The organism is Microbacterium petrolearium (assembly GCF_054782875.1).
In genome coordinates this window covers 109445-124022 of record NZ_BAAGRQ010000007.1, presented here as the reverse complement: position 1 = coordinate 124022, position 14578 = coordinate 109445, and the positions used below count along the sequence as shown (strand labels likewise).

9 protein-coding genes are annotated in these 14578 nt (G+C 70.9%); all 9 read left to right on the top strand.

Features of this window, described 5'->3' with window-relative positions:
- Positions 1-110: 110 nt before the first annotated feature.
- The gene (locus ACYVJ0_RS07520; protein WP_460817016.1) at positions 111-1298 is read left to right on the top strand and encodes a benzoate/H(+) symporter BenE family transporter; all 1188 of its coding nucleotides are present in this window, start codon (positions 111-113) and stop codon (positions 1296-1298) included.
- Positions 1299-1544: 246 nt separating this feature from the next.
- Entirely contained in the window at positions 1545-5054 is a 3510-nt protein-coding gene (rpoB, locus tag ACYVJ0_RS07515) for a DNA-directed RNA polymerase subunit beta (RefSeq protein ID WP_460817014.1), read from the top strand.
- Between the two features lie 42 nt (positions 5055-5096).
- Complete coding sequence (gene rpoC, locus ACYVJ0_RS07510) at positions 5097-8972, top strand: DNA-directed RNA polymerase subunit beta' (protein ID WP_449854561.1); 3876 nt, start codon at positions 5097-5099, stop codon at positions 8970-8972.
- A 259-nt stretch (positions 8973-9231) separates the two neighbouring features.
- Complete coding sequence (locus ACYVJ0_RS07505; protein ID WP_449854562.1) at positions 9232-10173, top strand: ABC transporter ATP-binding protein; 942 nt, start codon at positions 9232-9234, stop codon at positions 10171-10173.
- Entirely contained in the window at positions 10170-11048 is an 879-nt protein-coding gene (locus ACYVJ0_RS07500) for an ABC transporter permease (RefSeq protein ID WP_460817012.1), read from the top strand. The genes ACYVJ0_RS07505 and ACYVJ0_RS07500 overlap by 4 nt, the downstream gene beginning before the upstream one ends.
- Positions 11045-11872 carry an ABC transporter permease gene (locus tag ACYVJ0_RS07495; protein WP_449854564.1) on the top strand — a complete coding sequence of 276 codons (828 nt, stop codon included), beginning with the start codon at positions 11045-11047 and terminating at the stop codon, positions 11870-11872. Before ACYVJ0_RS07500 ends, ACYVJ0_RS07495 begins: the two co-directional genes overlap by 4 nt.
- A 161-nt stretch (positions 11873-12033) precedes the next feature.
- On the top strand, positions 12034-13290 hold the full coding sequence (locus ACYVJ0_RS07490; protein ID WP_460817011.1) for a CvpA family protein: 1257 nt from the start codon (positions 12034-12036) through the stop codon (positions 13288-13290).
- 65 nt (positions 13291-13355) lie between these two features.
- Positions 13356-13835 carry a hypothetical protein gene (locus ACYVJ0_RS07485; protein ID WP_460817010.1) on the top strand — a complete coding sequence of 160 codons (480 nt, stop codon included), beginning with the start codon at positions 13356-13358 and terminating at the stop codon, positions 13833-13835.
- Between the two features lie 73 nt (positions 13836-13908).
- On the top strand, positions 13909-14559 hold the full coding sequence (locus tag ACYVJ0_RS07480) for a spermidine/putrescine ABC transporter substrate-binding protein (protein WP_449854567.1): 651 nt from the start codon (positions 13909-13911) through the stop codon (positions 14557-14559).
- Positions 14560-14578: the final 19 nt, after the last annotated feature.

Below are 14578 nucleotides of genomic sequence, written 5' to 3'. Positions count from 1 at the left end.
GATCGAGAGGACGGATCGGGAGGGTTTCGTCCTCGGGAGCGGGGATCTCCTCGGGAACGGGCGCCCGGGCGCGACATCTGCCCGCAACGAGCCGCCCCTAGCCTGATCCCGTGGAACGACCCGACGGCACCCCGACCCCGCCGCGCCCCGCGGACCGGGGGCGGATCGCGCTCGCCGGCGTCACGACGGCGCTCGTGGGCTTCGCCAGCTCGTCGGCCGTCGTGCTCGCGGGGCTGCAGGCCGCCGGGGCGACGCCGGCGCAGGCCGCGTCCGGCCTCGTGGTGCTGTGCCTCACGCAGGCGCTCGGGATGCTGTGGCTCGCGCAGCGCACGCGCCTGCCCGTGGTGCTGGCGTGGTCCACGCCCGGCGCCGCGCTGCTGGCCTCCGGCACCGCCCCGGAGGGCGGGTGGCCCGCGGCGGTGGGCGCCTTCGCGCTCGCCGGCGCGCTCATCGTGCTCACGGGGCTGTGGCCGGGGCTCGCGCGCGCGGTCGCGGCCATCCCGGCCGCCGTCGCCCAGGCCATGCTGGCGGGCGTGCTCGTCGGGCTGTGCCTGGCGCCCGTGCGGGGGCTCGCCGAGGAGCCGCTCGCGGTGCTGCCGATCGTGCTCGTCTGGCTCGTTCTCATGCGCCTCGCCCCCGGATGGGCCGCCCCCGCCGCCTTCGCCGCGGGGCTCGTCGTGCTCGGCGTGCTCGCGGCGGGCAGGGGCCTCGACGGCCCCCTCCTGCCGGTGCTCGAGCCCGTGCTGCCCGCGTTCGACGCGGCGGCGATCGTCGGCATCGCCCTGCCGCTCTACATCGTCACGATGGCCTCGCAGAACGTGCCGGGCGCGGCCGTGCTGTCGTCGTACGGATACGTCGTGCCCTGGCGCGAGTCGATAGTCGTCACGGGCGTCGGCACGATCGCCGGCGCGCCGTTCGGCGGCCACGCCATCAACCTCGCCGCGATCACGGCCGCGCTCGCGGCGTCGCCCGACGCCCACCCGGATGCGGCGCAGCGCTGGCGCGCCGTGCGCGTGTCGGCCGGCGTGTACGTCGTGCTCGCGGCGCTCGCGACGGCGCTCACGACCCTCGTCGGCGTCGCGCCCGCCGTGCTCGCGGCCGTCGCGGGGCTGGCGCTGCTGCCCACCCTGGCGTCGTCGCTCGCGGCGGCGGTGCGCGACGAAGGCGGGCGGATCCCGGCCGTCGTCACCTTCGTCGTCGCGGCCGGCGGGCTCACGGCGTGGGGGATCGGCGCCGCGTTCTGGGCGCTGCTGGCGGGGATCGCGGTGCACGTGGTGCTGCGGGCTCGCCGCGCCTGAGCCCCGTTTCGGCCCCGCGGCGCGGGCTTATACCGGGCGGAAACGGGTTGGTCAAGGATCCGGGTGGACATGGCGCGTCGCATGGGGCTATAGTTGGAAGTTGCGCTCCCTGGATTCCCCCATGCCCTCAAATGGTGGTCGGCTGGCGCCTCAAGATCCCCGCAGATGATGGCGGGTGGATCGAGGCGGAGGATCCGGGTCGCACCTCACCTGTCGACAAGGAATCTAGTAGCCCTCACCGGGCTCATGGAGGTCATCCCCTTGGCTGCTGCGCGCAAGAACGCATCCACCACCATCACCAAGAACGGACGCGTCGCAAGTCGCCTCTCGTTCGCCAAGATCAGCGACACGCTCACGGTCCCCGACCTGCTCGCGCTGCAGACCGAGTCCTTCGACTGGCTCGTCGGAAACGACGCCTGGCGCCAGCGCCTCGAAGACGCTCGCGCCGCCGGCCGCACCGACATCGCCGAGCAGAGCGGCCTCGAGGAGATCTTCGAGGAGATCTCGCCCATCGAGGACCTCTCCGAGACGATGCAGCTGTCGTTCACGAACCCGTACCTCGAGCCCGAGAAGTACTCCATCGAGGAGTGCAAGGAGCGCGGCAAGACCTACGCGGCCCCGCTCTACGTCGAGGCCGAGTTCATGAACCACCAGACCGGTGAGATCAAGACGCAGACGGTCTTCATGGGCGACTTCCCGCTCCAGACCGACAAGGGCACGTTCATCATCAACGGCACCGAGCGCGTCGTCGTCTCGCAGCTCGTGCGCTCGCCCGGTGTCTACTTCGACAAGACGCCCGACAAGACCTCCGACAAGGAGATCGTCTCGGCGCGCGTCATCCCGAGCCGCGGCGCGTGGCTCGAGTTCGAGATCGACAAGCGCGACCAGGTCGGCGTGCGCATCGACCGCAAGCGCAAGCAGTCGGTCACCGTCTTCCTCAAGGCCCTCGGCCTGACCACCGAGGACATCCAGCGCGAGTTCGCCGGCATCGCCTCGATCGAGGAGACCCTCGCGAAGGACACGATCCTCACGCAGGAAGAGGCGCTGCGCGACATCTACCGCAAGCTGCGCCCGGGCGAGCAGGTGGCCGCCGAGGCCGCGCGCTCGCTGCTCGACAACTTCTACTTCAACGCCAAGCGCTACGACCTGGCCAAGGTGGGTCGCTACAAGATCAACCAGAAGCTGGGCCTCGACCTGCCGCTGAGCGAGTCGGTGCTCACCGTCGACGACATCGTCGCGACGATCAAGTACCTCGTCCGCCTGCACCGCGGCGACGAGACCTTCGAGGGCATCCGCCGCGGCGAGAAGGCCGAGATCCGTCTCGACGTCGACGACATCGACAACTTCGGCAACCGTCGCATCCGCGCGGTCGGCGAGCTGATCCAGAACCAGGTCCGCACCGGTCTGTCGCGCATGGAGCGCGTCGTCCGCGAGCGCATGACCACGCAGGACATCGAGGCGATCACGCCGCAGACCCTGATCAACGTGCGCCCCGTCGTCGCCGCGATCAAGGAGTTCTTCGGCACCTCGCAGCTGTCGCAGTTCCTCGACCAGAACAACCCGCTGTCGTCGATCACGCACAAGCGCACGCTGTCGGCCCTCGGCCCCGGCGGCCTGTCGCGCGAGCGCGCGGGCGTCGAGGTGCGAGACGTGCACCCCTCGCACTACGGCCGCATGTGCCCGATCGAGACGCCGGAAGGCCCGAACATCGGCCTGATCGGCCGCCTCGCGACCTTCGGCCGCATCAACTCCTTCGGCTTCATCGAGACGCCGTACCGCCGCGTCGTCGACGGCCGGGTCACCGAGCAGATCGACTACCTCACGGCGGCCGACGAGGAGAGCTTCAACATCGCGAACGCGAGCGCGGTGATCAACGCCGACGGCACGTTCGCCGAGAAGCGCGTGCTCGCCCGCCAGCGCGGCGGCGAGGTCGACCTCGTCGACGTCGAGGACATCGGCTACATCGACGTCTCGCCGCGCCAGATGGTGTCGGTCGGAACGTCGCTGATCCCGTTCCTCGAGCACGACGACGCGAACCGCGCGCTCATGGGCGCGAACATGCAGCGTCAGGCCGTGCCGCTGATCGAGTCCGAGGCGCCCGTGGTCGGCACCGGCATGGAGTCGTACGCGGCGGTCGACGCCGGCGACTCGATCATCGCCGACAAGGCCGGCGTGGTCACCGAGGTCTCGGCCGACTACATCACGGTCCAGCTCGACGAGGGCGGCACGCAGGACTACTTCCTGCGCAAGTTCGACCGCTCCAACCAGGGCAACAGCTACAACCAGCGCGTCATCGTCGCGGCGGGCGACCGGGTCGAGGTCGGCCAGGTCATCGCCGACGGCCCGTCGACCGAGAGCGGCGAGCTGGCGCTCGGCAAGAACCTGCTCGTCGGGTTCATGTCGTGGGAGGGTCACAACTTCGAGGACGCGATCATCCTCAGCCAGAACCTGGTGAAGGACGACACCCTCACCTCGATCCACATCGAGGAGTACGAGGTCGACGCCCGCGACACCAAGCTGGGCAAGGAGGAGATCACGCGTGACCTCCCCAACGTCAGCCCCGAGCTGCTGAAGGACCTGGACGAGCGCGGCATCATCCGCATCGGCGCCGAGGTCCGCCCCGGCGACATCCTCGTCGGCAAGGTCACGCCGAAGGGCGAGACCGAGCTGAGCGCCGAGGAGCGCCTGCTGCGTGCGATCTTCAACGAGAAGAGCCGCGAGGTCCGCGACACGTCGCTGAAGGTGCCCCACGGTGAGCAGGGAACCGTCATCGCGGTCAAGGAGTTCAACGCCGAGGAGGGCGACGACGAGCTCGGCTCGGGTGTCAACCGCCGCGTCGTGGTCTACATCGCCCAGAAGCGCAAGATCACCGAGGGCGACAAGCTCGCCGGCCGCCACGGCAACAAGGGCGTCATCGCGAAGATCCTCCCCGTCGAGGACATGCCCTTCCTCGCCGACGGCACGCCGCTCGACGTCATCCTCAACCCGATGGGCATCCCGGGCCGCATGAACTTCGGTCAGGTGCTCGAGACCCACCTGGGCTGGATCGCCAAGCAGGGCTGGAAGATCGAGGGCGAGCCCGAGTGGGCCATGCGCCTGCCGGAGGAGGCCCGCGAGGTCGCGCCCGGCACGAAGGTGGCGACGCCGGTGTTCGACGGCGCGACGGAGGACGAGATCGCGGGTCTGCTCGACTCGACGCTCCCCACGCGCGACGGCGACCGCCTGATCGACCGCTCGGGCAAGGCGCAGCTGTTCGACGGCCGCACGGGCGAGCCCTACCCGGCTCCGATCTCCGTCGGCTACATGTACATCCTGAAGCTGCACCACCTCGTGGACGACAAGATCCACGCGCGCTCGACGGGTCCGTACTCGATGATCACGCAGCAGCCGCTCGGTGGTAAGGCGCAGTTCGGCGGCCAGCGCTTCGGCGAGATGGAGGTGTGGGCCCTCGAGGCCTACGGTGCCGCGTACGCGCTGCAGGAGCTCCTGACCGTCAAGTCGGACGACATCCTCGGCCGCGTCAAGGTGTACGAGGCGATCGTCAAGGGCGAGAACATCCCGGAGCCCGGCATCCCCGAGTCCTTCAAGGTGCTCATGAAGGAGATGCAGTCGCTGTGCCTGAACGTCGAGGTCCTCTCGGCCGACGGCACGACGATCAACCTGCGCGACACCGACGACGAGGCCTTCCGCGCCGCCGAGGAGCTCGGCATCAACATCTCCAGCCGATTCGAGTCCGCCTCGATCGACGAGATCTGATCCAGCCAGCCGATTCAAAGATTTCCCTACAGGAGACATCAATTGCTCGACGCAACCACTTTCGATGAGCTTCGCATCGGCCTGGCCACCGCGGATGACATCCGTCGCTGGTCCTTCGGCGAGGTCAAGAAGCCCGAGACCATCAACTACCGCACCCTGAAGCCCGAGAAGGACGGTCTGTTCGGTGAGCAGATCTTCGGACCCTCGCGCGACTGGGAGTGCGCGTGCGGCAAGTACAAGCGCGTGCGCTTCAAGGGCATCGTGTGCGAGCGCTGCGGCGTGGAGGTCACCAAGAGCTCCGTCCGCCGCGAGCGCATGGGCCACATCGAGCTCGCCGCGCCCGTCACGCACATCTGGTACTTCAAGGGCGTGCCCTCGCGCCTGGGCTACCTGCTCGACATGGCGCCGAAGGACCTCGAGAAGGTCATCTACTTCGCCGCCTACATGGTGATCTCGGTCGACGAGGAGGCGCGCCACCGCGACCTCCCCACGCACGAGAACAACCTGCGCCTCGAGATCAAGAACCTCGGGGACCGTCGCGACGCGAAGATCGCCGACCGCCTGCAGAAGCTGGAGGACGAGCTCGCGGCACTGGAGGCCGAGGGCGCGAAGGCCGACCAGAAGAAGAAGCTGAAGGACGCCGCCGAGAAGGAGATGGCGACGATCCGCAAGCGCGCGGACGAGAACATCGCTCGTCTCGAGCGCGTGTGGGAGGAGTTCCGCGGTCTCGAGGTCGGGCAGCTCAAGGCGGAGGACGACGTCTTCCAGGAGCTGCAGGACCGCTTCGGCCAGTACTTCGAGGCACTCATGGGCGCCGAGTCGATCCAGCGCCGCCTGGCGGAGTTCGACCTGGCCGCCGAGGCCGAGTCGCTGCGCACGCAGATCGCCGAGGGCAAGGGCCAGCGCAAGATCCGCGCGATCAAGCGCCTCAAGGTCGTGCAGTCGTTCCTGACGACGGGCATGAGCCCGGCGTCGATGGTCCTCGACGTGGTGCCGGTGATCCCGCCGGAGCTGCGCCCGATGGTCCAGCTCGACGGCGGCCGCTTCGCGACCTCCGACCTGAACGACCTGTACCGCCGCGTCATCAACCGCAACAACCGCCTGCGTCGCCTCATCGACCTCGGTGCCCCCGAGATCATCGTGAACAACGAGAAGCGCATGCTGCAGGAGGCCGTCGACGCGCTGTTCGACAACGGCCGCCGCGGTCGTCCCGTCACGGGCACCGGCAACCGCGCCCTGAAGTCCCTGAGCGACATGCTCAAGGGCAAGCAGGGCCGGTTCCGCCAGAACCTGCTCGGCAAGCGCGTGGACTACTCGGGCCGTTCGGTCATCGTCGTCGGCCCGCAGCTCAAGCTGCACCAGTGCGGTCTGCCCAAGCAGATGGCGCTCGAGCTGTTCAAGCCGTTCGTCATCAAGCGCCTGATCGACCTCGGTCACTCGCAGAACATCAAGGCCGCCAAGCGCGCCGTGGAGCGCACGCGCCCCGAGGTGTGGGACGTGCTCGAGGAGATCATCCGCGAGCGCCCCGTGCTGCTGAACCGCGCCCCCACGCTGCACCGCCTGGGCATCCAGGCGTTCGAGCCGCAGCTCGTGGAGGGCAAGGCCATCCAGCTGCACCCGCTCGTCTGCGCGGCGTTCAACGCCGACTTCGACGGCGACCAGATGGCCGTGCACCTGCCGCTGTCGGTGGAGGCCCAGGCCGAGGCGCGCATCCTCATGCTCGCCTCGAACAACATCCTGAAGCCGTCGGACGGCCGCCCGGTCACCCTGCCCTCGCAGGACATGATCATCGGCCTGCACCACCTGACCACCCTCAAGGAGGGCGCGAAGGGCGAGGGCCGCGTGTTCGGATCGGTCGCCGAGGCGCAGCTGGCCAAGGACGAGGGCACCCTCGACCTGCAGGCCAAGGTGCGCATCCGCATCCCGGGTCTGACGTTCCTCGAGGGCCAGGCGCCCGAGGGCTACGAGACCCACGGTCTCGTGGACACCTCGCTCGGTCAGGCGATCTTCAACGACCAGCTGCCGAAGGGCTACCCCTTTGTGCGCGAGCAGGCCGACAAGGGCAAGCTCTCGCAGATCGTGAACAAGCTGGCCGAGGAGTACCCGAAGGTCGTCACGGCCGAGACGCTCGACAAGATCAAGGACGCCGGCTTCTACTGGGCCACCCGCTCGGGTGTCACGGTGGCGCTGAGCGACGTGCTCACCCCGCCGAACAAGCGCGAGATCGTCGCCAAGCACGAGAAGCTCGCCGAGAAGGTCAACGCGCAGTACGCGAAGGGCCTCATCACCGACGCCGAGCGTCGCCAGGAGCTCATCCAGGTCTGGACCGAGGCCACGGACGAGGTCCAGAAGGCCATGCGCGACAACTTCCCGGAGGACAACACCATCAACCGCATGGTGACCTCGGGCGCGCGAGGCAACTGGCTGCAGATCCGCAACATCGCGGGTATGCGCGGCCTGGTGAACAACCCGAAGGGCGAGATCATCCCGCGCCCGATCATCTCCTCGTACCGCGAGGGGCTGTCGGCGGCGGAGTACTTCACCGCCACGCACGGTGCCCGCAAGGGTCTGGCCGACACGGCCCTCCGTACGGCCGACTCGGGCTACCTCACGCGTCGTCTCGTCGACGTCTCGCAGGACGTCATCATCCGCGAGGACGACTGCGGCACCTCGAAGGGCCTCGAGTACCCGATCGCCGCGTTCGACGCGAGCGGCACGCTCGTCAAGGACGCGAACGTCGAGAACTCGGTGTTCGCCCGCACGCTCGCGACCGACGTCGTGGCCGAGGACGGCACCGTCCTGGCCGCCGCCGGCTCGGACGTGGGCGACGTGCTGATCAACCAGCTCGTCGAGGCGGGTGTCGAGTCCATCAAGGTGCGCTCGGTGCTCACCTGCGACTCGGCCGTCGGCGTCTGCGCGCAGTGCTACGGCCGCTCGCTGGCCACCGGCAAGCTCGTCGACATCGGCGAGGCCGTGGGCATCATCGCGGCCCAGTCGATCGGTGAGCCCGGCACGCAGCTGACGATGCGCACGTTCCACACCGGTGGATCGGCCTCGGCGGACGACATCACGCAGGGTCTGCCCCGCGTGCAGGAGCTGTTCGAGGCCCGCACCCCGAAGGGCGCCACGCCCATCGCGGAGGCGGACGGTCGCATCACGATCGAGGAGACCGAGAAGTCCCGCAAGGTGCTCCTCACGCCCGACAACGGCGACGAGGTCAAGGTCTACCCGGTGCTGAAGCGCGCGACGCTCCTCGTCGAGGACGGCCAGCACGTCACGGTCGGTCAGCCCCTCCAGGTCGGCACGCTCGACCCGAAGGAGATCATGCGCGTGCAGGGCGCCCGCGAGGTGCAGAAGTACCTCGTCGGCGGCGTGCAGGGCGTGTACCGCTCGCAGGGTGTGCCGATCCACGACAAGCACATCGAGGTCATCGTGCGCCAGATGCTGCGCAAGGTCACCGTCGTCGACCACGGCGAGACCGACCTGCTGCCCGGCGAGCTGGTGGACATCAAGCGCTACCAGGAGATCAACCGCGCGACCGTGGCCGAGGGCAAGCGCCCCGCGTCGGGTCGTCCGGAGCTGATGGGCATCACGAAGGCGTCGCTCGCGACGGAGTCGTGGCTGTCGGCCGCGTCGTTCCAGGAGACCACGCGCGTCCTCACCGAGGCGGCGCTCCAGGGCAAGCGCGACCCGCTCGTCGGCCTCAAGGAGAACGTGATCATCGGAAAGCTGATCCCCGCCGGCACCGGCCTTGCGAAGTACCGCAACGTCGTGGTCGAGGCGACGGACGAGGCCAAGAGCGAGCGGTACCCCAACCGCATCTTCGCCTCGGACGGCGCGTTCGCGGAGGGCGACTACGGCTTCGTCGACTTCGACGCGTTCTCGTCGGACGACTTCACCCCGGGCAGCTACAACTGATTGAGGCGAGAGCCGAGCGAGCTTGCTCGCTCGGCCGAGCCGATTGAAGTTGTTGAGCGACGTAGTCGCGAACACAACTGACCCATCGGTGAGGCCCTGACAGCGGCCCCCGGCTTCGGCCGGGGGCCGCTTTCGCGTTCCCTTGCTCCGCGAACCCGCGCTCGATCCGCGAGCCCGCGCCGGATCCCGCGCGGGTTCGGCGAACGAGCGCGGGGTCGGCGGCGGACGCGTGTCGGAGCCTGCCGCTACTGTGAGGCGGGTGAGTTCAGCCGTGATCGCCGCCGAGGGGCTGCGCAAGACGTACCGCGTCAAGGGGAAGCCCGACTTCGTCGCCGTGGACGGGCTGTCGTTCGAGGTCGCGCCGGGGGAGTCGTTCGGGCTGCTCGGGCCGAACGGCGCCGGCAAGTCCACCACGATGCGCATGATCGGCGCCGTCTCGTCGCGCACGGGCGGCGAGCTGTCGATCCTCGGGCTCGATCCGGATCGCCACGGCCCGGAGATCCGCTCCCGTCTGGGAGTGGTGCCGCAGCAGGACAACCTCGACGGCGAGCTGAACGCGCGCGAGAACCTCTACATCTACGGCCGCTACTTCGGCCTGCCCGGCCGCGTCTGCCGCGAGAAGGCCGACGAGCTGCTGGCGTTCGCGCAGCTCGAGGAGAAGGCGAAGTCGAAGGTCGATCAGCTCTCCGGCGGCATGAAGCGCCGGCTCACGATCGCGCGCGGCCTCATCAACGACCCGCGCATCCTGCTGCTCGACGAGCCGACCACGGGCCTCGACCCGCAGGCGCGGCACGTGCTGTGGGATCGCCTGTTCCGGCTCAAGGAGCGCGGCACCACCCTCGTGCTCACGACGCACTACATGGACGAGGCCGAGCAGCTGTGCGACCGGCTCGTCGTCGTCGACAAGGGACGGATCATGGCCGAGGGCACGCCCGCCTCGCTCATCCGCACGCACTCCAGCCGCGAGGTACTCGAGGTGCGCTTCGGCTCCGCGCAGAACGCGGCAGCGGCGGAGCGGATCGAGGGCATCGGCGAGCGGGTGGAGGTGCTGCCCGACCGCGTGCTCGTCTACGCCGCCGACGGCGAGGCCGCGCTCGAGCAGGTGACGGCGCGCGGACTGGAGCCGATCACGAGCCTCGTGCGCCGCTCGAGCCTGGAGGACGTCTTCCTGCGTCTCACGGGAAGGTCGCTGATCGAATGACCGCCCCTTCCGCCGCGCCCGCCGCGGCCGACATCGACGAGCTCCGCGCCGAGGCGATGGCGTGGGGCAGGGCACCGCGCACCCGCGGCACCTGGTACGTCGCCGAGCACATGATCCGCGCGATGCGCGCGTACGGCTGGACGATCCTCGTCGGATCGGTCGGCCAGCCGATCCTGTACCTGCTGGGCCTGGCCGTGGGGCTCGCGGCGCTCATCCAGGTGCCGATCGACGACGGCGGCGAGCCCGTGCCGTACCTGCTGTTCGTCGCGCCGGCGCTCCTCATGACGGCCGCGCTCAACGTGGCGGCCGAGGAGTTCACCTACCCCGTGCTGGCGGGCTTCAAGTGGCGCCGGTTCTTCTACGGCTTCAGCGCGGCGCCCCTGTCGCCGCGGCAGATCGCGAACGGCGTCATCGTAGCGGCCGTCGCGCGCATGGCCGTGACGGTGGCGTTCTACCTGCTCTTCGTGCTCGTCTTCTTCGCGTGGCTGCACCCCGATGCCACGCGCATGGCGACGGCATGGCTGATGGCGCCGATCGGCGTGCTCGCCGGGCTCGCGTACGGCGGCCCGATGCTCGCCTTCGCCGCTTCGCTCGAGGACGACCGCGGGCAGCTGCAGCTCGTGCAGCGCTTCGTCTTCATGCCGATGTTCCTCTTCTCCGGCACGTTCTATCCGCTCGCGACGCTGCCGGTGTGGCTGCAGTGGATCGGCTGGATCTCGCCGCTGTGGCACGCGTCCGAGCTGGGGCGGGTCGTGGCGTACGGCAAGCCGATGGACGCGGCGGGCGTCGCGCTGCACGCGGGCTTCCTCGTGCTGCTCGCCGGGCTCGGCGCCGCGCTGGCGTGGCGCATGTTCCGTCGGAGGCTCGCCTCGTGAGCGCGGCGGTGCAGACCGAGGAGCGCCGGCGCACCGGCGGCGGCGTGCGGGCGCTGTGGGCGGGCAACCCGCTCGCGGTCGTGCAGCGCGGCCTCATCGCGGCCCGCTCGTCGAGCTGGGCGATCGTGCTGTCGGGCTTCTTCGAGCCCGTGTTCTACCTCGCGTCGATGGGGATCGGGCTGGGCGCGCTGATCGGCGACGTGCAGACCTCGCAGGGCGGCGAGGTGCCGTACGCGGCGTTCATCGCGCCCGCGCTGCTGACCGTGTCGGCGATGAACGGCGCGATCTACGACTCCACGTGGAACGTCTTCTTCAAGCTCAACTACGGCCGCCTCTACGAGGGCATGCTCGCGACCTCGCTCGGCCCGCTCGACGTGGCGCTCGGCGAGATCCTGTACGCGCTGCTGCGCGGCCTGCTCTACGCCACCGGCTTCATGGTGATCATGCAGCTGCTCGGGCTCAACCTGGCCCCCACCGCGATCCTGGCCCTGCCCGCCGTGCTGCTCGTGGCCTTCGGCTTCGCGAGCCTCGGCATGGCGATCACGAGCTACATGAAGACGTTCCAGCACATGGACTGGATCAACTTCGTGCTGCTGCCGATGTTCCTCTTCAGCGCCACCCTGTACCCGATCGACATCTACCCCGAGGCGATCCAGGGCATCATCATGGCCTTCCCCCTGTGGCACGGCGTCGAGCTGGTGCGCGGGCTCACGACGGGCATGCTGAGCGCGGGCATGCTGTGGCACGTCGCGTACTACCTCGTGATGATCGCGGTCGGGCTCGTGTTCACGACGCGGCGGCTGCGCAGTCTCTTCCTCGACTGAGTCGCGCACCGGTCGAGCTCCTCCCCGACCGCGCCGGTACCCCGGCGGAGCGGCGACACGCCCGGGCCGTGCGCCGGCGACGGCGAGGCTCCCCGGCGGCGCGGATGTGCCGCGGTACGCTCGCGCGGAGGGGATCCGCCCCGCCGTGAGGAGTGCAACGGATGAGTGACGCCCAGGGGAAGAACGACCCGGCCACCGGCGAGCCCATCGAGGAGCGCGCCGCCGAGGCCCCCGCCGAGACCCAGGCCCCCGAGACCCAGGCCCCCGAGGCGCCGGTCACCGAGACCCGGGCCGCCGAGGCGCCGGTCGCGGAGGCGCCGGTGGACGAGCGCCCCTCCGCCCTCGCGGACGCGATCGGCGAGGACCCCGACGTGACGGGCGAGGGCGCGCGGCCCGCGGCCGCCGAGCAGGCGGAGCCCGCCGCGTCGCAGGCCGAGCCCGTCGCCGAGCAGGGGCCGGCGGCCGAGGCGCCCTCGGAGCCGGCCGCCGAGGCGCCCACGCGCTCCGCGCGCCGTTCCGCCGGCGAGCCGGACGCGCCGTCCGACCCCGTCGAGCCCGCGCCCGCGCGTGCCGGTGCCGCCGAGCCGGCGGCGGCCGAGCCGACCGACGCCGAGCCGGCCGCGCGGCCCGCTCCCGACTACGCCGCCCTCGCCGCCGAGCTCGACGCACTCGACGCGCGTCACGGCACCGAGGGCGCCGAGCCGGCGCCGCGTCGCGAGGCCGGCACCGCGTCGTCGGGCAGCCCGTGGTTCGAGCGGGCCGACGAGACGCAGACGTTCCGGGCCACCGAGCCCGAGGGCGCGCCGGCGGTCACCGCGAGCGAGCCCGCCGCCGAGACGGTCGCCGCGCCCGCGCCGCAGCCCGTGTTCGTCGAGGCCCCCGAGCCGCCGACCAAGCGCGGCAACCGCGGCGCCGCCGGGCTGATCGGACTGCTGGCGGCGGTCGTGTTCGCCGTCCTCTACTTCGCGGCCGTGGCCGGCTACACGGCCCTCACCGACGGCTTCGCCTCGGTGGACGAGCTGTCGACGTTCGCGCTCGAGACCGTCGCGTCGGTGACGTTCTGGATCCCGGTGGTCGCGTTCTTCCTGGGCTTCTGGCTGCTCGGGGCGATCGTCAACCGCGCCCGCTGGGGCGCGTGGGTGCTGCTCGGGTTCTTCGTCGCCGTCCTCGCCTACGCGGCGCAGGTGTTCGCGCCCGTGATCGCGGGGCCGTTCTGGATGATCACGCCGAGCGAGGCGGCCGACGTGGTGCAGGAGGGCGTGCTCGCGCCGCTGGCGATCGCGGCGTTCGTGATCGCGCGCGAGGTGACGATCTGGTTCGGTGCGTGGGCGGCCAGGCGCGGGGCCAAGATGAACCGGCTCAACGCCGAGGCGCAGGAGGAGTACGAGCGGACGCTCGAGGCCGGCCCGTCCGCCTGACCTCCGCTCGCCGCCTCTCCGCCCCGTCCCAGGAAACCTCCCGGGGCGGGGCGGAGACTTGTGACATGGCGGACGCGCGGAGCGGGGGCGGAGCGGGCCCGCTGCTGCTCGCTCTCGCCGCGGTCTCGTACGGCGCGCTCGTGATCTGCGCGACGGGCTTCGCGGCGCTGCTCACCGACACCGACGTCCTTCCCGTGCCCGGTCTCGGCCCGGTGCCCGGCGTGCTCGCCGTGCTCGTCTCGGTGCTCGCGTTCGCCGGCACACTGTGGCCGGTAGTGCGGCTGGAGCGCCCCGCCTTCACGGGCGTGGTGCCCGTGGCGCTCGCGGCGGCGCTGTCGCACCTGGTGGCGCTGTGGCTGCTCGCGCTCGCGTTCGGCGCGGGCGCCGCGGCGGCGACCGCCGCGGTGGGCGGCGCCGTGACGGGCTGGACCTCGGTCACGTTCCTGCTCGCCGCGGCCGTGGCCGCGTGGGGAGCGATCGCGATCCGCCGCACCGAGGCGCGCCCGCCGCGCTGGCCGTGGGAGCGCGAGCCCGACGACGAGTAGCGCGGCCGGGGCGCGCGGGCGATCGAGGCGGCGGAATCTCGGGGAATCGCGGGATCGCGCCTACTCTGGGACCGTGGAGCGTTCGCTCGAGACCCAGGTGAGCCAGGCGGTCGACGCCTGGCTGCGGTGGTTGCCGCGCTGGGAGCCGGCGACGCACCGCGGCAGGGTCGCCCCGTGCCGCCGCTGCCTGGGGTCGCCCGTGCTGTCGGCGGCGGGCCTCGGATCGGACGTGCCGCACGGCGTGCAGCACGGGCTGTCGACGCGCATCAAGACGATCGTCGACCGGGCCGTGGCCGAGTACACGTCGCGCAACCTGCCCCTGCTGCAGACCGAGCTCGACCAGCAGGCCGCCCGCAACCGCGCGCGCAGCTACCGCCCCGCCGAGGGCCTCGAGCCCGAGTTCGAGGGGCTCCCGCTCGATCCGGATCCCGTTCCCGGCGCGCCGTTCCTCTTCACGATCGAGGGGCTCGCGAACGAGGCCGAGCAGGAGGTGCCGAGCCTGCCCCCGCTCAGCGAGGAGGCCAAGGCCGCGCTGCGGCAGGAGGTCGGACTCGCCGACGAGTACGCCAACCTCGTGGGGCGCGAGGTGTGCGGGCTGCTGCTGCAGCACCGGCTGCGCATCCAGGCCGGCGTGGCGGAGTTCGTCGAGCCGCAGATCGAGGCGATGCTCGCGGACCTCACGAAGTCGCTCGACGCCCCCCTGGACCCCCGCGATTTCGCCTGAGCGAGCGAAGCGAGCCGCG

Coding starts and splice junctions, on each gene's coding strand:
- rpoB (WP_460817014.1), top strand. CDS start 1,545: ATGGAGGTCATCCCCTTGGCTGCTGCGCGCAAGAACGCATCCACCACC.
- ACYVJ0_RS07500 (WP_460817012.1), top strand. CDS start 10,170: ATGACCGCCCCTTCCGCCGCGCCCGCCGCGGCCGACATCGACGAGCTC.
- ACYVJ0_RS07490 (WP_460817011.1), top strand. CDS start 12,034: ATGAGTGACGCCCAGGGGAAGAACGACCCGGCCACCGGCGAGCCCATC.
- ACYVJ0_RS07485 (WP_460817010.1), top strand. CDS start 13,356: ATGGCGGACGCGCGGAGCGGGGGCGGAGCGGGCCCGCTGCTGCTCGCT.